The sequence below is a fragment of the Kosakonia sp. CFBP8986 genome, assembly GCF_034044935.1.
GTDB classification, from domain to species: domain Bacteria; phylum Pseudomonadota; class Gammaproteobacteria; order Enterobacterales; family Enterobacteriaceae; genus Kosakonia; species Kosakonia cowanii.
The window spans coordinates 70,875-94,995 of sequence record NZ_JAXCXB010000013.1; the positions used below are offsets into that span (position 1 = coordinate 70,875).

The 24,121-nt window shown below is 56.9% G+C and carries 18 protein-coding genes and 1 riboswitch; of the genes, 11 read left to right on the plus strand and 7 right to left on the minus strand.

Annotated features, from left to right (window positions below):
- The first annotated feature begins 136 nt into the window (after window positions 1-136).
- The 3 genes from metB to metF all read left to right on the plus strand — a co-directional run bounded on the left by metB (window position 137) and on the right by metF (window position 4,839).
- Complete coding sequence (metB, locus tag SOM48_RS21245) at window positions 137-1,297, plus strand: cystathionine gamma-synthase (RefSeq protein WP_320512952.1); 1,161 nt, start codon at window positions 137-139, stop codon at window positions 1,295-1,297.
- Between the two features lie 2 nt (window positions 1,298-1,299).
- On the plus strand, window positions 1,300-3,732 hold the full coding sequence (locus SOM48_RS21250) for a bifunctional aspartate kinase/homoserine dehydrogenase II (protein ID WP_139966908.1): 2,433 nt from the start codon (window positions 1,300-1,302) through the stop codon (window positions 3,730-3,732).
- Window positions 3,733-3,936: 204 nt separating this feature from the next.
- The gene (gene metF, locus SOM48_RS21255) at window positions 3,937-4,839 is read left to right on the plus strand and encodes a methylenetetrahydrofolate reductase (RefSeq protein WP_076768844.1); all 903 of its coding nucleotides are present in this window, start codon (window positions 3,937-3,939) and stop codon (window positions 4,837-4,839) included.
- A gap of 11 nt (window positions 4,840-4,850) precedes the next feature.
- On the opposite strand, the gene fsa is transcribed toward metF, so the two are convergent.
- From fsa to argE, 5 genes are all read right to left on the minus strand, one after another.
- On the minus strand, window positions 4,851-5,513 hold the full coding sequence (fsa, locus tag SOM48_RS21260; protein ID WP_320512953.1) for a fructose-6-phosphate aldolase: 663 nt from the start codon (window positions 5,511-5,513) through the stop codon (window positions 4,851-4,853).
- A gap of 214 nt (window positions 5,514-5,727) precedes the next feature.
- The gene (locus tag SOM48_RS21265) at window positions 5,728-6,573 is read right to left on the minus strand and encodes a helix-turn-helix transcriptional regulator (protein ID WP_128483916.1); all 846 of its coding nucleotides are present in this window, start codon (window positions 6,571-6,573) and stop codon (window positions 5,728-5,730) included.
- Between the two features lie 82 nt (window positions 6,574-6,655).
- The gene (locus SOM48_RS21270; protein WP_128483915.1) at window positions 6,656-8,389 is read right to left on the minus strand and encodes a phosphoethanolamine transferase CptA; all 1,734 of its coding nucleotides are present in this window, start codon (window positions 8,387-8,389) and stop codon (window positions 6,656-6,658) included.
- 226 nt (window positions 8,390-8,615) lie between these two features.
- Entirely contained in the window at window positions 8,616-11,267 is a 2,652-nt protein-coding gene (gene ppc / locus SOM48_RS21275; protein ID WP_320512954.1) for a phosphoenolpyruvate carboxylase, read from the minus strand.
- Window positions 11,268-11,520: 253 nt separating this feature from the next.
- Window positions 11,521-12,672 carry an acetylornithine deacetylase gene (gene argE / locus SOM48_RS21280; RefSeq protein WP_076768840.1) on the minus strand — a complete coding sequence of 384 codons (1,152 nt, stop codon included), beginning with the start codon at window positions 12,670-12,672 and terminating at the stop codon, window positions 11,521-11,523.
- Between the two features lie 170 nt (window positions 12,673-12,842).
- On the opposite strand from argE, the gene argC reads away from it, so the two are divergent.
- The 4 genes from argC to oxyR all read left to right on the plus strand — a co-directional run bounded on the left by argC (window position 12,843) and on the right by oxyR (window position 17,264).
- Window positions 12,843-13,847 (plus strand): N-acetyl-gamma-glutamyl-phosphate reductase, encoded by a 1,005-nt coding sequence (gene argC, locus SOM48_RS21285; RefSeq protein WP_054804431.1) that lies wholly within the window; start codon window positions 12,843-12,845, stop codon window positions 13,845-13,847.
- A gap of 13 nt (window positions 13,848-13,860) precedes the next feature.
- On the plus strand, window positions 13,861-14,637 hold the full coding sequence (argB, locus tag SOM48_RS21290) for an acetylglutamate kinase (RefSeq protein WP_094193156.1): 777 nt from the start codon (window positions 13,861-13,863) through the stop codon (window positions 14,635-14,637).
- Between the two features lie 75 nt (window positions 14,638-14,712).
- The gene (gene argH, locus SOM48_RS21295; RefSeq protein ID WP_076768839.1) at window positions 14,713-16,086 is read left to right on the plus strand and encodes an argininosuccinate lyase; all 1,374 of its coding nucleotides are present in this window, start codon (window positions 14,713-14,715) and stop codon (window positions 16,084-16,086) included.
- A 260-nt stretch (window positions 16,087-16,346) separates the two neighbouring features.
- Window positions 16,347-17,264, plus strand: a complete 918-nt coding sequence (gene oxyR, locus SOM48_RS21300) for a DNA-binding transcriptional regulator OxyR (protein WP_054804432.1) — start codon at window positions 16,347-16,349, stop codon at window positions 17,262-17,264.
- Here the strand turns inward: oxyR and sthA are convergent.
- The gene (gene sthA, locus SOM48_RS21305; protein ID WP_023479370.1) at window positions 17,247-18,647 is read right to left on the minus strand and encodes a Si-specific NAD(P)(+) transhydrogenase; all 1,401 of its coding nucleotides are present in this window, start codon (window positions 18,645-18,647) and stop codon (window positions 17,247-17,249) included. The two genes, oxyR and sthA, sit on opposite strands and share 18 nt — an antisense overlap.
- Before the next feature lie 196 nt (window positions 18,648-18,843).
- On the opposite strand from sthA, the gene fabR reads away from it, so the two are divergent.
- Both fabR and SOM48_RS21315 read left to right on the plus strand, forming a co-directional pair.
- Window positions 18,844-19,488, plus strand: coding sequence for an HTH-type transcriptional repressor FabR (gene fabR, locus SOM48_RS21310; RefSeq protein ID WP_034812619.1), 645 nt, complete (start codon window positions 18,844-18,846; stop codon window positions 19,486-19,488).
- A gap of 3 nt (window positions 19,489-19,491) precedes the next feature.
- Window positions 19,492-19,863 (plus strand): YijD family membrane protein, encoded by a 372-nt coding sequence (locus SOM48_RS21315; RefSeq protein ID WP_023479341.1) that lies wholly within the window; start codon window positions 19,492-19,494, stop codon window positions 19,861-19,863.
- A gap of 41 nt (window positions 19,864-19,904) precedes the next feature.
- On the opposite strand, the gene trmA is transcribed toward SOM48_RS21315, so the two are convergent.
- Window positions 19,905-21,005, minus strand: a complete 1,101-nt coding sequence (gene trmA / locus SOM48_RS21320) for a tRNA (uridine(54)-C5)-methyltransferase TrmA (RefSeq protein ID WP_139568865.1) — start codon at window positions 21,003-21,005, stop codon at window positions 19,905-19,907.
- A 116-nt stretch (window positions 21,006-21,121) separates the two neighbouring features.
- A riboswitch (cobalamin riboswitch) is annotated at window positions 21,122-21,291 on the plus strand.
- Between the two features lie 66 nt (window positions 21,292-21,357).
- Here trmA and btuB point away from each other — a divergent pair.
- Both btuB and murI read left to right on the plus strand, forming a co-directional pair.
- Entirely contained in the window at window positions 21,358-23,196 is a 1,839-nt protein-coding gene (btuB, locus tag SOM48_RS21325) for a TonB-dependent vitamin B12 receptor BtuB (protein WP_320512956.1), read from the plus strand.
- Window positions 23,141-23,992 carry a glutamate racemase gene (gene murI, locus SOM48_RS21330; RefSeq protein WP_023479359.1) on the plus strand — a complete coding sequence of 284 codons (852 nt, stop codon included), beginning with the start codon at window positions 23,141-23,143 and terminating at the stop codon, window positions 23,990-23,992. Before btuB ends, murI begins: the two co-directional genes overlap by 56 nt.
- The last annotated feature ends 129 nt before the right edge of the window (window positions 23,993-24,121 follow it).

Sequence of the window (24,121 nt, forward strand, 5' to 3'; positions counted from 1 at the left end):
ATAATTTTAACGGCTATTATGCGATTGCTCAATCTATACGCAAAGAAGTTTAGATGTCCAGATGTATTGACGTCTATTATTCCAGTGTTTACTCTGTGACCTGACTTTTCATCCATTAAGCCAGGAAGCCTTCACCATGACGCGTAAACAGGCCACCATCGCAGTGCGTAGCGGATTGAACGATGACGAGCAGTACGGTTGCGTTGTCCCCCCGATTCACCTCTCCAGTACCTATAACTTCACCGGTTTTAACGAACCTCGCGCCCACGACTACTCGCGCCGCGGTAATCCTACGCGTGATGTGGTGCAGCGCGCGCTGGCGGAGCTGGAGGGCGGTGCAGGCGCGGTGATGACCAATACCGGCATGTCGGCAATTCACCTGGTGACCACGGTGTTCCTTAAGCCTGGCGATCTGCTGGTGGCACCGCACGACTGTTACGGCGGCAGCTATCGTCTGTTTGATAGCCTGGCGAAGCGCGGCTGCTACCGCGTGAAGTTTGTCGATCAGGGCGATGAGCAGGCGCTGAAAGCGGCGCTGGCGGAAAAACCGAAGCTGGTGCTGGTAGAAACTCCCAGTAACCCATTGTTGCGCGTCGTAGATATTGCGAAAATCTGTGGGTTTGCGCGGGAAGCGGGTGCGGTAAGCGTGGTGGATAACACCTTCCTGAGCCCGGCGTTGCAAAACCCGCTGGCGCTGGGGGCGGATCTGGTGCTGCACTCCTGCACCAAATACCTCAACGGCCACTCCGATGTGGTAGCCGGCGTGGTGATTGCGAAGGATGAGGCGACCGTCACCGAACTGGCATGGTGGGCGAATAATATTGGCGTCACCGGCAGCGCTTTCGACAGCTATTTGCTGCTGCGCGGGCTGCGCACCCTGTCGCCGCGCATGGAAGTGGCGCAGCGTAACGCGCAGGCGATTGTCGACTTTTTGCAGACTCAGCCGCTGGTGAAAAAGCTGTACCATCCCTCTCTGCCGGATAACCAGGGGCATGAGATTGCGGCGCGTCAGCAAAAGGGCTTTGGCGCGATGTTGAGTTTTGAACTGGCTGGCGATGAGCAGACGCTGCGTCGTTTCCTGAGCGGACTGTCGCTGTTTACACTGGCGGAATCGTTAGGCGGGGTTGAGAGTTTAATCTCCCACGCCGCGACCATGACCCACGCGGGCATGGCGCCGGAAGCACGCGCCGCCGCTGGGATCGGTGAGACGCTGCTGCGCATCTCAACCGGTATTGAAGATAGTGAAGATTTGATTGCCGATCTGGAAAATGGCTTCCGGATCGCCGCTGAGGGGTAAACATGAGTGTGATTGCGCAGGCAGGGACGAAGGCTCGTCAGCTGCACAAATTTGGTGGCAGTAGTCTGGCGGATGTGAAGTGTTATCTGCGCGTAGCAGGGATCATGGCGGAGTACTCGCAGCCGGGCGACATGATGGTGGTTTCGGCCGCCGGTAGCACCACCAACCAGTTGATCAGCTGGCTTAAACTGAGCCAGACCGATCGCCTCTCTGCGCATCAGGTGCAGCAATCGCTGCGCCGCTATCAGCTCGAATTAATTAACGGCCTGTTACCTGCCGATGTAGCCGATGGCCTGTCCAGCGCCTTTATTCACGATCTGGAGCACCTCGCCGCGCTGCTCGACAGCGGTATCAACGATGCCGTTTATGCCGAAGTAGTGGGGCACGGTGAAATCTGGTCCGCGCGCTTGATGGCAGCGGTGCTGAATCAGCAGGAGCTTGACGCCACCTGGCTCGATGCCCGCGACTTCCTCCGCGCCGAGCGCAGCGCGCAGCCGCAGGTCAATGAAGGGGCCTCTTACCCCTTATTGCAGCAGCAGCTGGCGCAGCATCCTGGCAAACGAATTGTGGTGACCGGCTTTATCAGCCGCAACGACGCGGGCGAAACCGTGCTGCTTGGCCGTAACGGTTCCGACTACTCGGCAACGCAGATCGGCGCACTGGGCGATGTTTCGCGCGTGACCATCTGGAGCGACGTCGCCGGGGTCTACAGCGCCGACCCGCGCAAAGTGAAAGATGCCTGTCTGCTGCCGCTGTTGCGTCTGGATGAAGCGAGCGAGCTGGCGCGCCTGGCCGCACCGGTGCTGCATGCCCGCACATTACAGCCGGTTTCCGGCAGCAATATCGATCTGCAACTGCGTTGCAGCTACAACCCCGAACAGGGTTCAACGCGCATTGAGCGCGTGCTCGCTTCCGGCACCGGGGCACGCATTGTTACCAGCCATGATGATGTCTGCCTGATTGAGTTCCTCGTGCCGTCAGGACAGGACTTCAAGCTGGCGCACAGAGAGATCGACATTATTCTCAAGCGCGCGCAGGTGCGCCCGCTGGCGGTCGGTGTTCACGCTGACCGCAATCTGCTGCAACTCTGCTACACCTCCGAAGTGGTCGACAGCGTCTTTAAACTGCTTGATGAGGCGGGTCTGCCGGGCGAGCTGCGTTTACGCCAGGGGCTGGCGCTGGTGGCGATGGTCGGCGCGGGCGTATGCCGCAATCCGCTGCACAGCCACCGCTTCTGGCAGCAGTTAAAAGGGCAGCCGGTCGAGTTTATCTGGCAATCGGACGAAGGGATCAGCCTGGTGGCCGTGCTGCGCGTCGGCCCGACCGAGAGCCTGATCCAGGGTCTGCACCAGTCACTGTTCCGCGCGGAAAAACGCATTGGTCTGGTGCTGTTTGGTAAAGGCAATATCGGCTCGCGCTGGCTTGAGCTTTTCTCTCGCGAGCAGAGCGCGCTCTCTGCGCGCACCGGGTTTGAGTTTGTGCTGGCAGGCGTGGTTGATAGCCGCCGCAGCCTGTTGAGCTACGACGGGCTGGATGCCAGCCGCGCGCTTGCCTTCTTTAATGATGAGGCGGTAGAGCAGGATGAGGAGTCGCTGTTCCTGTGGATGCGCGCCCATCCGTATGATGATTTAGTGGTGCTGGATGTCACCGCCAGCGAGCAGCTTGCGGAGCAGTATCTCGATTTCGCCAGCCACGGTTTCCATGTCATCAGCGCTAACAAGCTGGCGGGCGCGAGCAAAAGCGATCGCTTCCGCCAGATCCATGACGCCTTTGAAAAAACTGGCCGCCACTGGCTCTATAACGCCACCGTCGGCGCGGGTCTGCCGGTTAACCACACCGTGCGCGATCTGCGCGACAGCGGCGATTCGATTCTGGCGATCAGCGGTATCTTCTCCGGTACGCTCTCCTGGCTGTTCCTGCAGTTTGATGGCAGCGTGCCCTTCACCGAGCTGGTGGATCAGGCGTGGCAGCAGGGGCTGACCGAGCCGGACCCGCGCGTCGATCTCTCCGGTAAAGATGTGATGCGCAAGCTGGTGATCCTCGCCCGCGAAGCGGGGTATGACATCGAGCCGGATCAGGTGCGCGTCGAGTCGCTGGTGCCGCCGGGCTGCGAAGCAGAATCCGTCGATCACTTCTTCGAGAATGGCGAGGCGTTAAATGAGCAGATGCTCCAGCGCCTTGAAGCCGCCCGCGAGCTGGGGCTGGTGCTGCGTTACGTCGCCCGTTTCGATGCCAATGGCAAAGCGCGCGTTGGCGTTGAAGCGGTGCGCCCGGAGCATCCGCTGGCCGCGCTGCTGCCGTGCGATAACGTCTTTGCGATTGAGAGCCGCTGGTATCGTGATAACCCGATGGTGATCCGCGGGCCGGGCGCAGGCCGGGATGTCACCGCGGGCGCTATTCAGTCCGATATTAACCGCCTCGCACAGCTGCTGTAGCCCTCGCTGCAACTCCTCTCCCGCTCCGGGAGGGGAGTGTTCCCGCCTCATGAATCTTTTTCATCTTCGCTGAAAACTCCTCACGCACAATCGAGATATTTCTGTTGACGCTTTGTACGATTTCCGTCATTTTTACATCTGGACGTCTAAACGTATAGAAGTTCACTCACCCTGAATAATGACTTGTGATTGATGAGGTAAGGTATGAGCTTTTTTCACGCCAATCAGCGGGAAGCCCTGAACCAGAGCCTGGCGGAAGTTCACGGCCAGATTAACGTCTCCTTTGAGTTTTTCCCGCCGCGCACCAGTGAAATGGAACAGACCTTATGGAGCTCCATCGATCGCTTAAGCAGCCTGAAGCCGAAATTCGTTTCGGTCACCTACGGCGCGAACTCCGGCGAACGCGACCGCACGCACAGCATTATTAAAGGGATTAAAGATCGCACCGGGCTGGAAGCGGTGCCGCATCTGACCTGCATCGACGCCACCCGTGATGAGTTGCGCACCATCGCGCAGGATTACTGGAACAACGGCATTCGCCATATCGTTGCCCTGCGCGGCGATTTACCGCCGGGCGGCGGAAAGCCTGAAATGTATGCCACCGACCTGGTGAGCCTGTTAAAAGAGGTGGCGGATTTTGATATCTCCGTCGCTGCTTACCCGGAAGTGCACCCGGAAGCGAAAAGCGCGCAGGCCGACTTGCTCAACCTGAAGCGTAAAGTCGATGCGGGCGCCAGCCGCGCCATCACGCAATTTTTCTTCGATGTTGAGAGCTACCTGCGCTTTCGCGATCGCTGCGCCTCAACCGGTATCGACGTCGAGATCATTCCCGGCATTCTGCCGGTCTCCAACTTTAAGCAGGCGAAAAAGTTCGCCGACATGACCAACGTGCGCATCCCGGCGTGGATGTCGCAAATGTTCGCCGGGCTGGATGACGATGCGGAAACCCGCAAGCTGGTCGGCGCGAATATCGCCATGGATATGGTGAAGATCCTCAGCCGCGAAGGGGTTAAAGATTTCCACTTCTATACCCTGAACCGCGCCGAAATGAGCTATGCCATTTGCCACACCCTCGGCGTGCGCCCGGCCTGTAACGTTGCCGTTTAGTTCGGGGGAAATTACAGGCTCAGGCTGCCAAACGCGCCTTGCCAGTCCTGCTCGAACTTCTCGACGGCGGATTCAACGGCGGGCGTATTGAGCATCTGCTTCGCCACATCGACCGGCAGGGTAATCGCCTCGCATCCGGCGAGCAGACAGTCGAGCGCCTGGCGCGGGGTTTTAAAGCTCGCTGCCAGCACCTTGCTCTCCGGCGCATGCAAACTCAGCAAGGTTTGCAGCTCCTGCACCATGCGCACACCATCGCCGCCCTGCGCATCGACACGGTTAACATAGGGCGCGACATATTTGGCTCCCGCCAGTGCAGCCAGTAAACCCTGCGCGGCGCTATAGACCGCCGTACCGAGCGTCACGATCCCCTCTTTTTTCAACTGCTTAATCGCCGCCAGCCCTTCGCCCGTTACCGGGATTTTAACCACAATACCCGGCAGCGCGTGGTGAAGCCTTTTCGCCTCGCTCACCATGCCCTCTGCATCGCGGCTCATCACCTGGGCGAAGAGCGTCCCGTTCGCGCCTATTGCCTGTTGCATGCGCGGCAAAACCTCCCACAGAGGAGTTTTACCGGCAGCAATAATGCTCGGGTTGGTGGTAACGCCTGCCAGCGGATAGATGCGCGCAAGGCGTTCCACTTCCGCGATATCGGCCGTATCCAGATAAAGTTCCATCCTGCTTCCTCATCAATATTATCTGGCGAAAGCATACGGTCTGCGAGGCGGCGGCGGCTATATAACAATTCTGCCAAACGCTGGACAAATGTACGCATGCTGGTGAAGTGCGACAGCGCTCACAAAATGCAGTGCACTCCGATGAAAAGCGGATTCAGGCGCGGAACGTAGACGAGAAGCGGGTATAACAGCGTACAAAAATCCAGTCGCGGAATTATTTGTCCCGTAGCTGGCTGTGGTAGTGCTGGCGATACTCCGAGGGCGAGCGTTCGGTGTTTTTACGGAACAGGCGGCAGAAGTAGTTGCTGTCGACAAACCCGCAGCTGTGCGCCACCTCTTTGATTTTCAGGTCGTAGCCTTTAAGCAGCGTTTTCGCATGCTCCAGCCGGGTGTGGGTCAGATATTCACTAAAGCCGACCGCGCCGGTTTTCTGAAACAGATGGGAGAGGTAGTTGGGCGAGATGTAGAACGCCTGCGCGACCGACTCGCGGGTGAGCGGCATGGCGTAATGTTCGTCGATATAGTCACGAATAGCTTCAAACAGCGCCTGGCTGCGCGACGCGGTATGGATCTGGCTGCCGAGCAGATCGTGGCAGTGGCTCAGCAGGCTGGTGACAATTAACCGCGCCGTATGCTGCTCATCTGGCTGCATCTGCATTTCGTGCAGCGTTTGCAGCAGGAAGGAGCCTATGCGCGGGCCGCGCCGGGCTACGTGCTGCCGGGTCAGCGTCTGGAGGGCTTCGCCATCCCACTGCGTAAGGCTAAAGCAGAGCTGCTGTTTGCCAAACAGCACGCTTAAGCTTTTCGCCGGTGCCAGCCAGCGCGGGCAGTTCCAGCCGCCAGCGGGAACGTACAGCACATCATGTTGCATCATCAATGCTGTCTCGCCGGCGATCGCCGCATCGGTCAGCGCCCCTTCCAGCACGATTTCAAGGCGCGGGAAGTCGACCTGGCAGGCAAGCGCAGGCGCGGTTGCGTTCACCGCCGCAAAGCGGATCTGCCTGAGCGTTGCCGGACCGTGGATCAGGCGGGAGAGGAGAGACGCAATATCGTGACTCATGATGTTCCTGCGACGAAAAAAACAGGCTCACCATAGCGCCAGGCTAAAAAAAAAGCCATCCCGATGGGATGGCTTTACACGCTTACTGATTGGCAGGGAGATCGCCGTACGGCAGCGCGTCGTAATCCCGTAACGCGTTTTTCTTATACGGGTTACCGATCCAGCGCGTCGCTTCAACGAACTGCGGGCTGACCACCGAGCGCGTGGCGTCATAGCCGTCATAGCGCAGGCCAGCTAAATCCGACCAGGTGTGGATCAGCTGCGAACTGCTGTATTTACGGTTGAGGTCTGCGGAGAAATCCCGCGGATGCGCCGCTTGCCACTTATCCGACGTCCAGAGGATAAACGGAATGGTGTACATATGGCGCGTCGGCTCCGCTTCGTTACGCCCCTGAATATTGTGCGGCGGTGTGTCATACACCTCTTCGCCATGATCGGAGAAGTAGAGCAGGAAGCCGTTCGGGTCGGTCGCTTTGTAATCATTAATCAGCGAGGAGACAACATGATCGTTAAAGCGGTTGGCATCGTCATAGCTGTTGTAGGTCTCGGATTGATCGGCATCCAGCCCCGGCGGTTGATGGTCGTGCTTATCCGTAAACTTGCCCCAGCCTTGCGGGTAGCGGAAGTCGTAACGAATATGCGTCCCGAGCAGGTGCACAATGATGAACTTTTTCGGCGCAGGATCGGCGAGCACGGTTTTAAACGGCTTCAGCACGTTGGTGTCATATTCACGGGCGCTCTGCGTACGCTGCTGGTTCATATAGAACTGCACATCCGTCTGTTTTGAAAAGACGGTCAACATGGTGTTGCGCTCGGTCATCGTCTGCTGGTTGGTGATCCAGAAGGTTTTGTACCCGGCCTGCTTCATCATGTTCATCAGCGAGGGCTGCGTCAGATAGAGATCCGGATGCTGTTCATCGGCGAACGTCAGCGCCTGTTGCAGGATCTCAATGGTATAGGGACGTGACGTCACTACGTTAGTAAAGAGGCTCATCCGCGGATCGCTTTTATGCAGCGCATCCAGCTCCGGCGTGGTTTCGCGCGGGTAGCCATACAGGCTCATGCGGCCACGCTGCGTCGATTCACCAATCACCAGCACCAGCGTGCGCGGCGCATCGCCCGACTCATCTTTCAGGTTTGCCAGCGGCGGCAGAGCGTGGTTGCTGTCGAGCAGCCTGTTGAGGCTGTTCAACTGGTTACGATACTGCACATAACCCATCACCAGCTGCCACGGCGCGGCAGGCTCCAGCTTGGAGGCTAATCCTGAGGCAGCCTTAGGGAGATCCTGCTTATATTTCAGCATGTTTATCGCAATCGGATTGAGGATCAGCCCATACAGCAGGGCGAACGAGACAACCCAGCGCCATGGGTTAGGAATGTAAACCGGACGCAGGCGAGTCCAGAGGAAGATCGCGCCCGCGGTGTAGGCCAGCGCAATCAGCACCAGCTTCAGGCTGAAGTATTGCCCTAAAAACTCGCTCGCTTCATGGGTGTTGGTTTCGAACATCACAAACAACACGCTCTGCGAGAACTCCTGCCCGTAGATGACGTAGTAGGAGAGCATCGACAGCGAAGTGGCCCACAACACTACGCCAATAGCCGCCGCGATGGCGCGCGTATAGCGTGGGAAGAGGAAGACCGGGATCAACCACAGCGAGCTGAAGAGAATGGAGTCGCGAAAACCGTTGGTGCCGCTGTATCCGCTAACCAGGATAGCGACCTGCAGAACCGTGGAGAAGTACCAAAAATAGAGCAGAGCCCATCCAAGGGCTTTCATACTAAACGATTGTTTAGCATGAGATTGTGTGGAGCGCATACGAAGTGCCTGTGCGAATAAATAGCGCTAAAACATAGCGGCTAAAGCTTAAGCAAACCTGAATGTCACTATTCAGGCGGGTTTATTGTGGTGAAGACTCACCAGGATGTGAGAATTTCGCGAGGAATATAAGGAATGTGAAGGATAGATGACAACCAAAATTTGCAGCATTTTTACCCAAAAGATAAAAATGCTGCAATCGGTTAACAAAACTAACGTGAGAAGATTAGCCGGTGTTACGCATCCCGGCGGCGACGCCAGCGATGGTCACCATCAGCGCCTGCTCGACGCGGCTATCAGGCTCTTTTTGCTGCTCTTCTGCCAGACGCGAGCGTTGCAGCAGCTCGGCCTGCAGCACGTTGAGCGGGTCGGTGTAGATGTTACGTAACTGGATAGATTCAGCAATCCACGGCAGATCGGCCATCAGATGGGAGTCGTTGGCGATATCCAGCACCACTTTAATATCAGCCGCCAGCAGCTTACGCAGCTCTTTGCCCAGCGGCCACAGCTCCGGTTTCACCAGCCGCTGATCGTAATACTCTGCCAGCCACAGATCCGCTTTCGAGAAGACCATCTCCAGCATGCCAAGGCGCGTGGAGAAGAAGGGCCAGTCGCGGCACATCGCTTCCAGTTCGCTCTGTTTGCCATCTTCCACCACTTTTTGCAGCGCCGCACCCGCGCCGAGCCAGGCCGGCAGCATCAGGCGGTTCTGCGTCCAGGCGAAGATCCACGGAATCGCGCGCAGCGACTCGACGCCGCCGGTCGGGCGACGTTTTGCCGGACGCGAACCCAGCGGCAGCTTGCCCAGCTCCTGCTCCGGCGTTGCCGAGCGGAAGTAGGGCACAAAGCCTTTGTTTTCGCGCACATAACCGCGGTACATCTCGCAGGAGATGGCCGACAGTTCATCCATAATGTGACGCCATTCGGTTTTTGGCTCCGGCGGCGGCAGCAGGTTGGCTTCCATAATCGCGCTGGTGTACAGCGAGAGGCTGCTGATGGTCACTTCCGGCAGACCATATTTAAAGCGGATCATCTCGCCCTGCTCAGTGACGCGCAGGCCGCCTTTCAGGCTGCCAGGGGGTTGCGAGAGCAGCGCCGCGTGCGCCGGTGCGCCGCCGCGGCCGATAGATCCACCGCGACCGTGGAACAGCGTCAGCTCAATGCCCGCTTTCTCACAGGTTTTGATCAATGCGTCCTGTGCCTGGTACTGCGCCCAGCTGGCGGCCATCACGCCCGCATCTTTCGCGGAGTCGGAGTAGCCAATCATCACCATCTGTTTGCCCTGAATAAAGCCGCGATACCAGTCGATATTGAGCAGCTGGCTCATCACGTCATTGGCGTTGTTCAGGTCATCAAGGGTTTCAAACAGCGGTGCAACCGGCAGGGCGAAGCCGATCCCGGCCTCTTTCAACAGCAGATGGACGGCCAGCACGTCGGACGGCGTTTTCGCCATCGAGATCACATACGCAGCAATCGATCCGCGCGGCGCTTCGGCGATCACCCGGCAGGTGTCGAGCACTTCGCGGGTCTCGTCGCTTGGCTCCCACTGGCGCGGCAGTAATGGACGTTTGGAGTTAAGCTCGCGGATCAGGAAAGCCTGTTTGTCAGCTTCTGACCAGCTTTCGTAATCGCCGATGCCGAGATAGCGGGTCAGCTCGCCCAGCGCTTCGGTGTGGCGGGTGCTCTCCTGGCGAATATCGATACGCACTAAAGGCACGCCGAAACTCTTCACGCGGCGCAGGGTATCAAGCAGTTCGCCGTTGGCGATAATGCCCATGCCGCAGGCCTGCAGGGATTTATAACAGGCGTAGAGCGGCTCCCACAGTTGCTCGTTTTGCGTCAGCAGCCCGGCAGGCTTCGGCAGCTTCTGCCCTTTCAGGCGCGCTTCCAGCCAGCTCTGCGTCGCGATCAGATCGCCGCGCAGCTTTTTCATCAGGTAACGATACGGCTCGCGGGCGCCTTCGGCACCGGCCAGTTCGCGCAGCTCGTCGGTACACTCAACCATCGACAGCTCGGAAATCAGCAACTGGATATCTTTCAGGAAGAGATCGGTCGCTTTCCAGCGGCTAAGCAGCAGAACGTGGCGAGTGATATCGGCGGTGACGTTCGGGTTGCCGTCGCGGTCGCCGCCCATCCAGGAGGTAAAGCGCACCGGGACAAAATCGACCGGCAGCTTGTAATTCAGGTTCTCTTCCAGCTGTTCGTTCAGCTCGCGCAGGTAGTTTGGCACCCCTTCCCACAGGCTGTTTTCCACCACCGCAAAGCCCCACTTCGCTTCATCAACCGGGCTTGGGCGATTGCGGCGGATCTCATCCGTATGCCAGGATTGGGCGATCAGCTGGCGCAGACGGCGCATCAGCTGGTGGCGCTCATAATCGGCGATATCGCTGTTATCGAGCTGTTTTAAACAGGCGTTCACTTCCACCATCTTGTGGATCAGGGTGCGACGCGTGATCTCCGTCGGATGCGCGGTCAGTACCAGCTCCAGCGAGAGGGATTCAATCGCATTGATAATGGTGGATTCGTTGAGATGAGGTTGGTCTTTCAGCTTTCTGATGGTGCGGGCAATCACTTCCGGGTTGCTGGCCGCTTCGCCTTTCGCTGAAATGCTGTGGTACTGCTCGGCGGTGTTCGCCAGATTCAGAAACTGGCTGAATGCGCGAGCCACCGGCAGCAGCTCATCATTAGAGAGATTCTGCAGGGTGGTGAGCAGTGCCTGGCGGTCGGTTTCGTTGCCAGCGCGAGAAGATTTGGACAGCTTACGGATTGTTTCGACGCGGTCGAGAATGTTCTCGCCCAGTGCATCCTTGATGGTATCTCCCAGCAGTTTGCCGAGCATACTGACATTACTACGCAACGCGGAATATTGTTCGTTCATGTTACCCCAGACACCCCATCTCATTTTGTTTTGTTATACCCGCCGTTGAGCAGATATAAGACACCGTCTTTTATAAAGCCACGTAAAACTCACTACGTCAATTGCGGCGAAATCGGTTCAGCAAACGAATAAATCACAGGAATTTATGAAAGTTAACACCCTTTGCTGCAGATAAGTTTCGCTTATGAAATGCACTATTTTGGCGCATAAAAATCCCCTCAGCAGAGGGGATTATTCATCTGTTTTGTCGCGCTTAATGCCAACAGAAATGGTGCACAACCTGGGTAATAAGCTCGCGCGTTGGCTTAATAAAGCGCGTTTCCAGGTATTCATCCGGTTGGTGCGCCTGGTTAATGGAGCCAGGGCCCAGGACCAGCGTCGGGCAGAGCGTCTGGATAAACGGCGCTTCGGTACAGTAGTTCACCACCTCCGTTTCGACGCCGAGCAGTTTTTCCACCACTTCCACTAGCTGATGATCCGGCGGGCATTCGTAACCGGGGATCGGTGGATGGAGTTCAAAGACATTCAGGCGGCCCGGCCAGCGCGAACTGACCGGCTCCAGCGCTTCATTAAGCAGACCGTTGAGATCGTCGAGCGTCATCCCCGGCAGCGGGCGAATATCCATATGTAACTCACAGCAGGCGCAGATACGGTTTGCCGCATCACCACCATGAATATGGCCCAGGTTAAGTGTCGGATAGGGAACGGTGAACGCTTCGTAGTGATAACGCGCTTTCAGGTTGTCGCGCAGGGTCAGGATATGGCCGATGGCATCGTGCATCAATTCAATGGCGTTGACGCCGCGCGCCGGATCGCTCGAGTGGCCGGACTGGCCAAGAATGCGAATGGCGTTGGAGATATGGCCTTTATGGGCGCGAACCGGCTGCAGTGAGGTCGGCTCGCCAATAATCGCGCAATCCGGGCGCAGCTGCGTATTCTCAGAGAAGTAGCGCGCGCCCGCCATGCTGGTCTCTTCATCGGCGGTGGCGAGGATGTAGAGCGGCTTGCTCAGTTTTGTCACATCGACGTCACGCAGGGCATCAAGAATAAAGGCGAAGAAGCCCTTCATATCCGCTGTGCCAAGGCCGTAGAGCTTGTTGTCGTGCTCGGTCAGGGTGAAGGGATCGCGCGTCCAGCGCCCATCGTCAAACGGCACGGTGTCCGTATGGCCGGTTAATAACAGCCCGCCCGCGCCGCTACCGACGCTGGCAAGCATATTGAATTTGTTACGTGTGCCGGGTACCGGCTGCACTTCAACAGTGAACCCAAGATCGCCAAACCATCCTGCCAGCAGATTGATTAAAGACGCATTACTCTGATCGAGTGCTTCTTCCGTTGCGCTGATCGACGGAGTGGCAATCAGGGCGCGGTAGATCTCGATAAATGGCGGCAAATTCATTTTCATTGTTGACATACCTGAGTTCGTGATAGTATCAATATTCATGCAGTAAATGTGCATAAAAATACAATAATGTTGAGCGTATGGGAACCCGTAAGGCGACTTTGCTCAGCGACGCGGGAGGGAGAACGCACCCTTCCAGATCCGAACATGACGTAAGAAGGTAGACCGCACCGATGTTGAACACATTAATTGTGGGTGCCAGCGGTTACGCCGGCGCAGAACTTGTGTCCTATGTAAATCGCCATCCTCATATGAACATAACCGCTTTGACGGTTTCTGCGCAAAGTAATGATGCAGGAAAATGTCTCTCCGATTTACATCCGCAACTGAAGGGCATTGTCGATCTGCCGCTGCAGCCGATGGCCGATATCAAGGATTTTCTGACCGGTGTGGATGTGGTGTTCCTCGCAACCGCCCACGAAGTGAGCCACGATTTGGTGCCGGATTGCCTGGCGGCTGGCTGCGTGGTGTTCGATCTCTCTGGCGCGTTCCGCGTGAACGATCCCGCGTTTTATGAAACCTTCTATGGCTTTACCCATCAGCATGCCGATCTGCTCGAAAAAGCGGTCTACGGCCTGGCGGAGTGGAACCATGACAAAATCAAAGAGGCGCAGCTGGTTGCCGTACCAGGTTGCTACCCGACGGCGGCACAGCTCTCGTTAAAACCGCTGATCGATGCGGGCCTGCTGGATCTTAATCAGTGGCCGGTGATCAATGCCACCAGCGGCGTCAGCGGTGCAGGGCGCAAAGCCGCGCTCTCTAACAGCTTCTGTGAAGTGAGCCTGCAGCCGTACGGCATCTTCAACCATCGCCACCACCCGGAAATCGCCACGCATCTCGGTACGGACGTGATCTTCACGCCGCATCTGGCAAGCTTCCCGCGTGGGATCCTGGAAACCATCACCTGCCGCTTAAAACCGGGCGTGACCCATGCGCAAATCGCGGCTGTGTTCAAACAGGCTTACGACGGCAAACCGCTGGTGCGTCTGTATGAAAAAGGTGTCCCGGCGCTGAAAAACGTGGTCGGCCTGCCATTCTGCGACATCGGCTTTGCCGTGCAGGGCGAGCACCTGATTGTGGTGGCGACGGAAGATAACCTGCTGAAAGGCGCGGCGGCGCAGGCGATGCAGTGTGCCAATATTCGTTTCGGCTATGCTGAAACCCAGTCTCTTATCTAATCGAACAGGCGTGATGATGAATCCATTAATTATTAAGCTCGGTGGCGTACTGCTGGATAGCGAAGAAGCGCTGGAGCGTTTGTTTACCGCCCTGGTGCAGTACCGCGAAGCCCATCAACGCCCGCTGGTGATCGTTCACGGCGGCGGCTGCGTGGTGGATGAGTTAATGAAGCAGCTCAATCTGCCGGTGAAGAAGAAGAATGGCCTGCGCGTGACGCCTGCCGATCAGATTGACATCATTACCGGCGCGCTGGCGGGCACCGCCAACAAAACGCTGCTGGCGTGGGCGAAGAAACACCATATCGCCTCGGTAGGTCTGTTCCTTGGCGATGGCGACAGCGTTAGTGTCACCCAGCTGGATGAAGAGCTTGGTCATGTCGGTTTAGCGCAGCCGGGCTCGCCGACGCTGATTAACACCCTGCTGGAGGGCGGTTTCCTGCCTGTCGTCAGCTCCATCGGCGTGACCGATGAAGGCAAGCTGATGAACGTTAACGCCGATCAGGCGGCAACGGCGCTGGCGGCGACCCTTGGCGCGGATCTGATTCTGCTCTCCGACGTGAGCGGTATTCTCGATGGCAAAGGCCAGCGCATTGCCGAGATGACCGCGGCTAAAGCGGAGCAGCTGATTGCGCAGGGCATTATTACCGATGGCATGATCGTGAAAGTGAATGCGGCGCTCGATGCAGCGCGCACGCTGGGTCGTCCGGTGGATATCGCCTCCTGGCGTCACGCCGAGCAACTGCCGGCACTGTTTAACGGCACGCCGATCGGCACCCGTATTCTGGCTTAATCACAGACACACTTATGTAGGCTGGATAAGCGCAGGCGCCATCCGGCAAAACGTAGAAAAAGAAGGAAGCATATTATGGCACTTTGGGGCGGGCGTTTTACTCAGGCAGCGGATCAACGGTTCAAACAGTTCAACGACTCTTTGCGCTTTGACTATCGCCTGGCGGAGCAGGATATCGTTGGCTCTGTGGCCTGGTCCAAAGCGTTAGTCACTGTTGGCGTGATGACCGACGCCGAGCAGCAGCAGTTGGAAGAGGCGCTGAACACCCTGCTGGAAGAGGTGCGCGCCAACCCTGAACAGATTTTGCAAAGCGACGCGGAAGATATTCACAGCTGGGTGGAAGGTAAGCTGATCGACAAAGTGGGACAACTGGGCAAGAAATTGCACACCGGGCGCAGCCGTAACGACCAGGTCGCGACGGATTTAAAACTGTGGTGCAAAGAGACCATCAGTGAACTGCTGCTGGCAAACCGTCAGTTGCAGAGCGCGCTGGTGGTGACCGCAGAGAACAATCAGGATGCCGTCATGCCGGGTTATACGCACCTGCAACGCGCCCAGCCGGTCACTTTTGCGCACTGGTCTTTGGCCTACGTTGAGATGCTGGCCCGCGATGAGAGCCGTTTGCAGGATGCGCTGAAGCGCCTGGATGTCAGCCCGCTGGGCTGCGGCGCGCTGGCGGGTACCGCTTATGAGATCGATCGTGAACAGCTGGCGGGCTGGTTAGGTTTTGCGTCGGCTACCCGTAACAGCCTCGACAGCGTCTCCGATCGCGACCACGTGCTTGAACTGCTCTCCGATGCCTCGATTGGCATGGTGCACCTGTCGCGTTTTGCCGAAGATCTGATCTTCTTCAACTCCGGCGAAGCGGGCTTTGTTGAGCTTTCCGATCGCGTTACTTCCGGCTCATCGTTGATGCCGCAGAAGAAAAACCCGGATGCGCTGGAGCTGATCCGCGGCAAGTGCGGCCGTGTTCAGGGTGCGCTGACCGGTATGATGATGACGCTGAAAGGGCTGCCGTTGGCCTACAACAAAGATATGCAGGAAGATAAAGAGGGGCTGTTCGACGCGCTCGATACCTGGCTTGACTGCCTGCATATGGCGACGCTGGTGCTGGATGGTATTCAGGTCAAACGCCCACGTTGCCAGGAAGCGGCGCAGCAGGGTTACGCGAATGCAACCGAGCTGGCAGATTATCTGGTCGCCAAAGGCGTGCCGTTCCGCGAAGCACACCACATTGTGGGTGAAGCGGTTGTGGAGGCGATTCGTCAGGGTAAACCGCTGGAGGAGCTGGCGCTTGCCGACCTGCAACAGTTCAGTGCGGTGATTGGCGACGATGTCTACCCGATCCTTGCCCTGCAATCGTGCCTGGATAAACGCGCGGCGAAAGGGGGCGTTTCCCCGACGCAGGTAGCGCAGGCGATTGCTGAAGCGAAAGCGCGCCTGGTGTGAGATAAGCGTGGAAACAGAGTGAGCCTGGCGTAACGCCGGGCTTTTTTATGCAAAAAAAAGCGGACACGGGGTCCGCAAAACGTTCACGTTGGCTTTAGTTGTACAGAGAGAAACGGTAGTGAAAAGGGTGACTGGTTAGGGTAGAACACAGTACCGCTACGTTTCCTGGAGTCAATTATTGTACAGAAGGCTTGATAGGGATAATCGTTCGTTGCTATGCTATCTATCGCCATGAACTATCGTGGCGACGGAGGATGAAGATGAATATTCGTGATCTTGAATACCTGGTGGCGTTAGCGGAACACCGCCATTTTCGCCGTGCAGCCGACTCGTGCCACGTCAGCCAACCTACGCTGAGCGGGCAGATCCGCAAACTGGAAGATGAACTGGGCGTAATGCTGCTTGAGCGCACCAGCCGCAAAGTTCTCTTTACCCAGGCTGGATTGCTGCTGGTGGACCAGGCGCGCACGGTACTGCGCGAGGTCAAGGTGCTGAAAGAGATGGCAAGCCAGCAAGGTGAAGCCATGTCCGGCCCGCTGCATATCGGGCTGATCCCGACCGTAGGCCCCTATCTGCTGCCGCATATTATTCCGCTGCTGCATCAAACCTTCCCGAAACTTGAGATGTATCTGCACGAAGCGCAGACGCAGCAGCTGCTGGCGCAGCTTGATAGCGGCAAGCTCGACTGCGCGATCCTCGCGCTGGTCAAAGAGAGTGAAGCTTTTATTGAAGTGCCGCTGTTTGACGAGCCGATGATGCTGGCGATTTACGAAGATCACGCCTGGGCGAACCGCGACTGCGTGCCGATGGCCGATCTGGCGGGTGAAAAGCTGCTGATGCTGGAAGATGGGCACTGCCTGCGCGATCAGGCGATGGGCTTCTGCTTTGAAGCGGGCGCGGATGAGGATACCCATTTCCGCGCAACCAGCCTGGAAACCCTGCGTAATATGGTCGCGGCCGGGAGCGGCATCACGCTGCTGCCTGCGCTTGCCGTACCGCGCGAGCGTAAACGTGACGGCGTGGTCTACTTACCGTGCATTAAGCCGGAGCCGAAGCGTACGGTTGGGCTGGTTTATCGACCGGGCTCGCCGCTGCGCAGCCGCTATGAGCAGCTGGCAGAGGCCATCCGCGGCGCGATGGATGGCCATTTCGACAAAGGCTTAAAACAGGCGGTTTAGGCCGTTCAGTGCCGCTACCCGATAGGCTTCCGCCATGGTTGGGTAGTTGAAGGTGGTGTTAACGAAGTACTCAATGGTGTTACCGCCACCTTTCTGCTCCATAATTGCCTGGCCGATATGAATAATCTCGGCCGCGCGCTCGCCAAAGCAGTGGATCCCCAAAATCTCTTTCGTTTCGCGGTGAAACAGAATCTTCAGCGTACCAATGTTCATGCCGACGATTTGCGCCCGTGCGAGGTGTTTAAACTGCGCACGGCCCACTTCATAAGGCACTTTCATGGCGGTGAGCTGCTGTTCGGTTTTCCCGACGGAGCTGATCTCCGGAATGGTGTAGATCCCGGTCGGGATATCCTCAATCAGATGCGCGGTAGCTTCGCCTTTAATCATCGCCTGTGCGGCGATACGCCCCTGATCGTAAGCCGCTGATGCCAGGCTCGGATAACCAATCACATCACCCACGGCATAGATATGCGGCAGCGCGGTCTGGTACATGCTGTTGACCTTCAACTGACCACGGCTATCCGCTTCCAGCCCGATATTGGCAAGCTGAAGGCTGTCGGTGTTGCCAGTGCGGCCGTTCGCGTAGAGCAGGCAGTCCGCTTTCAGCTTCTTACCGGATTTCAGATGCATGATGACGCCATCATCTAATGGCTCAATGCGCTCATACTCTTCGTTGTGGCGAATCACCACGCCGCTGTTCCAGAAGTGGTAGGAGAGGGAGTCCGACATCTCCTGATCGAGAAACGCCAGCAGACGATCGCGGGTGTTGATCAAGTCGACTTTCACATTCATACCGCGGAAGATGGACGCATATTCACAGCCGATCACCCCTGCGCCATAGATAATCACGTGGCGAGGTTCGTGGTGCATATCGAGAATCGAGTCGCTGTCGTAGACGCGCGGGTGCGCGAAGTCGACATCATCCGGGTGATAAGGGCGCGAACCGCAGGCGATGACAAACTTCTCCGCCGTCAGCGTTTCGACGGTGCCATCGTGGCACTCCAGCCCCAGCGTGTGGTCATCAATAAAGTGCGCGTTGCCTTCCAGAATGTCGCAGTGGTTACGCTCGTAAAAACCCTGACGCATACGCGTTTGCTGGTTAATCACGCTTTCGGCATGGTTCAGGATATCGGAGAAAGAGGAGCGAAGAAGGCGGGTATGGTCGCTGTAGAGCGGGTTTTGGTTAAATTCGATAATACGGCTGACTGCGTGACGGAGCGCTTTCGAGGGGATGGTGCCCCAGTGCGTACAGCCGCCGCCGACATTATGGTAGCGCTCAATAACCGCTACCCGGGCTCCCTGTTTAACGAGGCCCATGGCTGCGCCTTCGCCGCCGGGACCGGAGCCTATCACTATTGCATCGTAATCGTAGGAATGTGGCATGGTAAGGCTTACCTGTTCTTATACATAAAAGCAACATAATACTAACATTAACCACGGGATAACCCAATTATCACTGTGCTTTTTTCCGCTGAAAAAGAAGAATCTGCGCGTAAACAATCCGTCACAATCCAGTACAATCGGTTTGGATTTATTCTCTGGTATAGTGCCAGCGGGCCCCTGGAAGGATTCAAACATCGTGATGGGTGTAAGAGCGCAACAAAAAGAGAGAACGCGGCGGTCACTGGTTGAAGCCGCATTCAGCCAACTGAGCGCTGAGCGAAGTTTTACCAGCCTGAGCCTGCGGGAAGTGGCTCGTGAAGCGGGCATCGCGCCAACGTCATTTTACCGGCACTTCCGCGACGTGGATGAGCTTGGCCTGACGATGGTCGATGAGAGCGGCCTGATGCTACGCCAGCTGATGCGCCAGGCGCGTCAGCGAATTGCCAAAGGCGGCAGCGTGATCCGCACGTCGGTCTCCACTTTTATGGAATTTATTGGCAATAACCCGAACGCCTTCCGGCTACTTTTACGTGAACGCTCCGGAACGTCAGCCGCGTTTCGTGCAGCGGTTGCGCGCGAGATCCAGCACTTTATTGCGGAACTTGCCGATTACCTCGAACTCGAAAACCACATGCCGCGCGCCTTCACGGAAGCGCAGGCTGAAGCGATGGTCACCATCGTTTTTAACGCCGGTGCGGAAGCGCTGGACGTGAGCGCAGAGCAGCGCAAACAGCTGGAAGAGCGGCTGGTTTTACAGCTGCGTATGATTTCAAAAGGCGCATATTACTGGTATCGCCGCGAACAGGAAAAAATGGCGCAACAACCGACGAGTGAAGGATGAATGATGAAACAGTCAGGTCAAGAGAAAGGTACGCTGCTGCTGGCGCTGATCGCCGGTTTGTCGATTAACGGCACGTTTACCGCCGTGTTTAGCTCCCTCGTACCCTTTTCGCTCTTTCCGATTATCTCGCTGGTGCTGACGATCTACTGTCTGCATCAGCGCTACCAGAATCGCACCATGCCGGTAGGTTTACCGGGTCTTTCAGCGGCCTGCTTTATTCTCGGTGTGCTGCTCTATAGCGCCGTGGTGCGCGCGGAATATCCGGATATGGGCTCCAACTTCCTGCCCGCGCTGCTGGCGGTAATTCTGGTCTTCTGGATTGGCTTTCGCCTGCGCAACCGCAGCCGTCAGTATGAAGCCTCCGATTCCGAGTAAGCGGTAAGCCGGAGGGCGTTTTATCACCTCCGGCATTGCGATTATTTGCGCGTCAGCAGAACGCCGCACTCCATATGGTGCGTGTAGGGGAACTGGTCAAACAGCGCCAGGCGTGAAACCGTATGCGTCTGGCTTAATGTTTCCAGGTTTTTGCACAACGTTTCCGGGTTGCAGGAGATATAAAGGATGCGCGGGTAAGCCTGCACCATCTTCTCGGTTTCCGCATCCAGCCCGCTGCGCGGTGGGTCGACGAAAATCGTTTCGCACTGATAGCTCTGCAAATCAATGCCCTGTAAGCGGTTAAAAGCGCGTACGCCGTTCATCGCCTGGGTAAACTCCTCCGCCGACATGCGGATAATCTGCACATTATCAATCTGGTTCGCTGCGATGTTGTACTGCGCCGCCGCAACCGAAGGTTTGGCAATTTCTGTTGCCAGCACGCGATCGAAATTACGCGCCAGCGCCAGCGAGAAGTTGCCGTTGCCGCAGTAAAGCTCCAGTAGATCGCCTTTCGATCCACGCGTGACATCCAGTGCCCACTCCAGCATCTGAATATTCATCGCCGCATTCGGCTGGGTGAAGCTGTTTTCCACCTGGCGGTAGATCATCTCCTGGCCGCCAACCGGCAGACGCTCATCGACGAAATCCTGGTCCAGCTCGATTTTGGTTTTGGTGGCGCGGCCAATAATCTGCACATTCAGGTTCTGCGCGCGTAACGCATCGCGCAGGCGCGTGGCCTCTTCCTGCCACTCGGCATCCAGTTTCTTGTGATAGAGCAGCGTGACGATCGCCTGGTTGCTCAGGGTGCTCAGATAATCAATCTGGAAGAGTTTATGGCGCAGGGTTTTGTTGTCGCGCACCGCCTCGATCATCACCGACATTAATTGGTTAATCAGCTCGCTTGCCGCCGGGAAGCTGTCGACGCGGATACGCGATTTGGTCTGCTGATCGAAAATGATGTGATAGAGATCGTCCCCATCGTGCCAGATACGAAACTCGGCGCGCATGCGGTAATGGCTGACGGGTGAGCGGAACACCTCCGGAAGCGGCGCGGAAAAGGGCGTCATCAACGATTGCAGACGTACGACTTTTTCGGCCAGCTGGGCTTCGTACTGTTCTGTCGGCAGGTGTTCTGGGGTCATGATGCTTCCTGAGAGATTATGAATAACGCGGGGATTGTAGGGATTGCTCACGGGATGTCCAGCCCGCGGCGCAACGAAATAGTCTCGTAGCAGTCTGGACATCTATATGTAACGGAATGTAGCATCCTTTTTCCGGTCCTGTGAGTTAAAAGGGAACCCAGTGCAAATCTGGGGCTGACGCGCAGCGGTAAGGATAAAGGTGAGAGGCCAGACACTGCCTGTGGGTGGGAAGTCGCCTTTCGTGGTACCTCCGAGCCCGAAGACCTGCCGGCATACGTCGCATCTGGTTGTCATCATCGCGAGCTATTGATGGAACCTGCGGCATCCTTCTTATTATGTGGATGCTTACATAATGATAAAAAAAGCTTCGCTGCTGACGGCGCTCTCCGTCACGGCGTTTTCCGGCTGGGCGCAGGATAGCGGTCAGGATCAGTTAGTGGTGACAGCAAACCGTTTTCAACAACCGCTTAAAACCGTGTTGGCACCGACGGAAATTGTTACGCGTGAAGAGATCGATCGCTGGCAGTCGCGCTCCTTAATTGAGGTTCTGCGCCGCCTTCCGGGCATCGATGTTTCGCAAAGCGGCGGTATTGGGCAGCTCTCTTCTGTCTATGTGCGGGGTACGGAAGCCAAACATCTCCTGCTGATGATTGACGGTGTGCCGGTTGGCCGTTCCGGTATCAGCAACAGTCCCGAACTCAACCAGATCCCGCTCTCGCTGGTGCAGCGCGTGGAGTACATCCGCGGGCCTCGCTCGACGGTGTATGGCTCCGGCGCGATTGGTGGCGTGGTAAACATCATTACTCTGACGGGCGATCAGAAATCTCAGATTAACGCTGGCATCGGTTCGAAGGGATATCAAACCTACGACGGTACGGTGCGCCAACGTTTTGGCGACACGGTGGTGACCGGTGCGGCCTCCTATACCGGCACGCGCGGGTTTAACGTTCAGCCCGGTTCAAGCTGGGATCATGACGAGGATCGCGACGGCTACCGGAATAAAACCTTCTGGGGCAGTGTTCAGCATACGTTTAACGACAATTTTGACGGCTTCTTCCGCGGATATGACTTCAGCAATAACGTGGACTATGACCTCGGTAGCCCGCCCTTTTTACCCGAATACAGCGCCGATGAGCGTCAGCTCTATGCCCAGGGCTGGGATTCCGGGCTCAACTTCAACCAGGGCATTTACTCTTCTCAGCTACTGGCGAGCTATCAAAAAAGCAAAGACTACAACTACAGCAGCGTCTATGGTCGATATCATACGGGCACGACGTTGGATGAGCTGGAGCAGCGTTATATCCAGTGGGCAAATAACGTTGATATCGGCAAAGGCTCGGTTGGCGCAGGCGTGGACTGGAAGCAGGAGCGCCTGGTGTCGTCAAACGAGACCAGCCGCGATGCCTACGATCGCGATAACACCGGGCTCTATCTGACGGGAATGAAGCAGTTAGGCGATGTAACGCTTGAGGCGTCCGGCCGTGAAGATAAAGATGATTCCTTTGGCTGGCACGGCACCTGGCAGACGGCGGCAGGGTGGGAGTTTGTGCCGGACTATCGCCTGACGCTCTCTTACGGCACCGGTTTCCTTGCGCCGTCGCTGGGCCAGCAGTTCGGCGCGAAGCGGTTTGGCATTGCGTCGAATCCAGACCTGAAGCCGGAAGAGTCGAAACAGTGGGAAGCGGGCATTGAAGGGCTTACCGGTCCGCTGGACTGGCGCCTCTCGGCGTACCGCTATGAGATTGATAATCTCATTGATTACAGCAATCAGGCTTATATCAATGTTAAGTCAGCCACTATTAAGGGTGTTGAGTGGACCGGCGATATCGATACGGGCATTTTCTCCCATCGCGTGACTCTGCAATATATTGACCCGCGTGATGATGAAACCCACGACGTGTTGCAGCGCAGGGCGCAGCGCCAGGCGAAGTACCAGCTTGACTGGTCTGTATATGATGTCGATTTGGATCTTGCCTGGGAGTACTTCAGTAAGCGTCACGATTATACAACGGGCGAGAAACGTATTCTGCCAAGTTATAGCACCGTCGATTTTTCTGCCTCATATCCTGTAACCTCTCACCTGACAGTTCGTGGTAAAATCGCCAACCTGTTCGATAAAGAGTACGAGACAGCATATGGTTACCAAACTGCAGGACGGGAATACACCTTGTCTGGCAGCTACACCTTCTGACGCGCGGCCCACCGTGCTGGTGTTTGACTCCGGTGTCGGTGGGCTTTCCGTGTATGACGAGATCCGGCAGCTCCTGCCGGACTTGCACTATATCTACACCTTCGACAACGTCGCGTTTCCCTATGGGGAGAAGAGCGAGGAGTTTATCGTTGAACGTGTTGTCGAGATTGTTTCCGCCGTTCAGGCACGTTATCCCCTCTCTCTGGCCATTATTGCCTGTAACTCGGCAAGCACCGTTTCGCTGCCCGCGCTGCGTGAGAAGTTCACCTTCCCGGTAGTGGGCGTGGTGCCAGCGATCAAACCTGCGGCGCGGTTAACGGCAAACGGCATCGTGGGCCTGCTGGCGACGCGCGGGACGGTGAAGCGTCCTTATACGCATGAATTGATCGCGCGCTTCGCTAATGAGTGCCGGATCGAAATGCTGGGCTCCGCTGAGCTGGTGGAGCTGGCCGAAGGCAAACTGCACGGCGAACCTGTGCCGCTTGAGGAGTTGCGCCGTATTCTGCGCCCGTGGCTGCGGATGAAGGAGCCACCGGATACCGTGGTGCTGGGTTGTACCCACTTCCCGCTATTACAAGAAGAGCTGTTGCAGGTGCTGCCAGAAGGGACGCGGCTGATTGATTCCGGTTCGGCTATTGCACGCCGTACCGCCTGGCTACTGGAGCATGAAGCGCCGGAGGCTAAATCGTCTGACAGTAATATTGCCTATTGCATGGCTTTGACGCCGGAAACTGCGCAATTACTGCCCGTTTTGCAGCGCTATGGCTTCGAAAGGCTCGAAAAACTGGCTGTTTAACGCCGTTTTGAGCAAAAAAGAGACGGTTGAAAACTTTTTTGAAATTAGGGGTTGTCAGCAGGAATTAACTCCCTATAATGCGCCTCCACTGACACGGCACAACGGCAAACACACCGGCCTGTCAGGTGA

Excerpts from the sequence above, each read along its gene's own strand:
- trmA (WP_139568865.1), bottom strand. The coding sequence starts at position 21,005 with ATGACCCCAGAACACCTGCCGACAGAACAGTACGAAGCCCAGCTGGCC.
- SOM48_RS21270 (WP_128483915.1), bottom strand. The coding sequence starts at position 8,389 with ATGCGCTCCACACAATCTCATGCTAAACAATCGTTTAGTATGAAAGCC.
- SOM48_RS21265 (WP_128483916.1), bottom strand. The coding sequence starts at position 6,573 with ATGAGTCACGATATTGCGTCTCTCCTCTCCCGCCTGATCCACGGTCCG.
- sthA (WP_023479370.1), bottom strand. The coding sequence starts at position 18,647 with ATGCCACATTCCTACGATTACGATGCAATAGTGATAGGCTCCGGTCCC.
- argC (WP_054804431.1), top strand. The coding sequence starts at position 12,843 with ATGTTGAACACATTAATTGTGGGTGCCAGCGGTTACGCCGGCGCAGAA.
- argB (WP_094193156.1), top strand. The coding sequence starts at position 13,861 with ATGATGAATCCATTAATTATTAAGCTCGGTGGCGTACTGCTGGATAGC.
- fsa (WP_320512953.1), bottom strand. The coding sequence starts at position 5,513 with ATGGAACTTTATCTGGATACGGCCGATATCGCGGAAGTGGAACGCCTT.
- ppc (WP_320512954.1), bottom strand. The coding sequence starts at position 11,267 with ATGAACGAACAATATTCCGCGTTGCGTAGTAATGTCAGTATGCTCGGC.
- btuB (WP_320512956.1), top strand. The coding sequence starts at position 21,358 with ATGATAAAAAAAGCTTCGCTGCTGACGGCGCTCTCCGTCACGGCGTTT.
- murI (WP_023479359.1), top strand. The coding sequence starts at position 23,141 with ATGGTTACCAAACTGCAGGACGGGAATACACCTTGTCTGGCAGCTACA.
- SOM48_RS21250 (WP_139966908.1), top strand. The coding sequence starts at position 1,300 with ATGAGTGTGATTGCGCAGGCAGGGACGAAGGCTCGTCAGCTGCACAAA.
- oxyR (WP_054804432.1), top strand. The coding sequence starts at position 16,347 with ATGAATATTCGTGATCTTGAATACCTGGTGGCGTTAGCGGAACACCGC.
- argH (WP_076768839.1), top strand. The coding sequence starts at position 14,713 with ATGGCACTTTGGGGCGGGCGTTTTACTCAGGCAGCGGATCAACGGTTC.
- metB (WP_320512952.1), top strand. The coding sequence starts at position 137 with ATGACGCGTAAACAGGCCACCATCGCAGTGCGTAGCGGATTGAACGAT.
- argE (WP_076768840.1), bottom strand. The coding sequence starts at position 12,672 with ATGAAAATGAATTTGCCGCCATTTATCGAGATCTACCGCGCCCTGATT.
- metF (WP_076768844.1), top strand. The coding sequence starts at position 3,937 with ATGAGCTTTTTTCACGCCAATCAGCGGGAAGCCCTGAACCAGAGCCTG.
- SOM48_RS21315 (WP_023479341.1), top strand. The coding sequence starts at position 19,492 with ATGAAACAGTCAGGTCAAGAGAAAGGTACGCTGCTGCTGGCGCTGATC.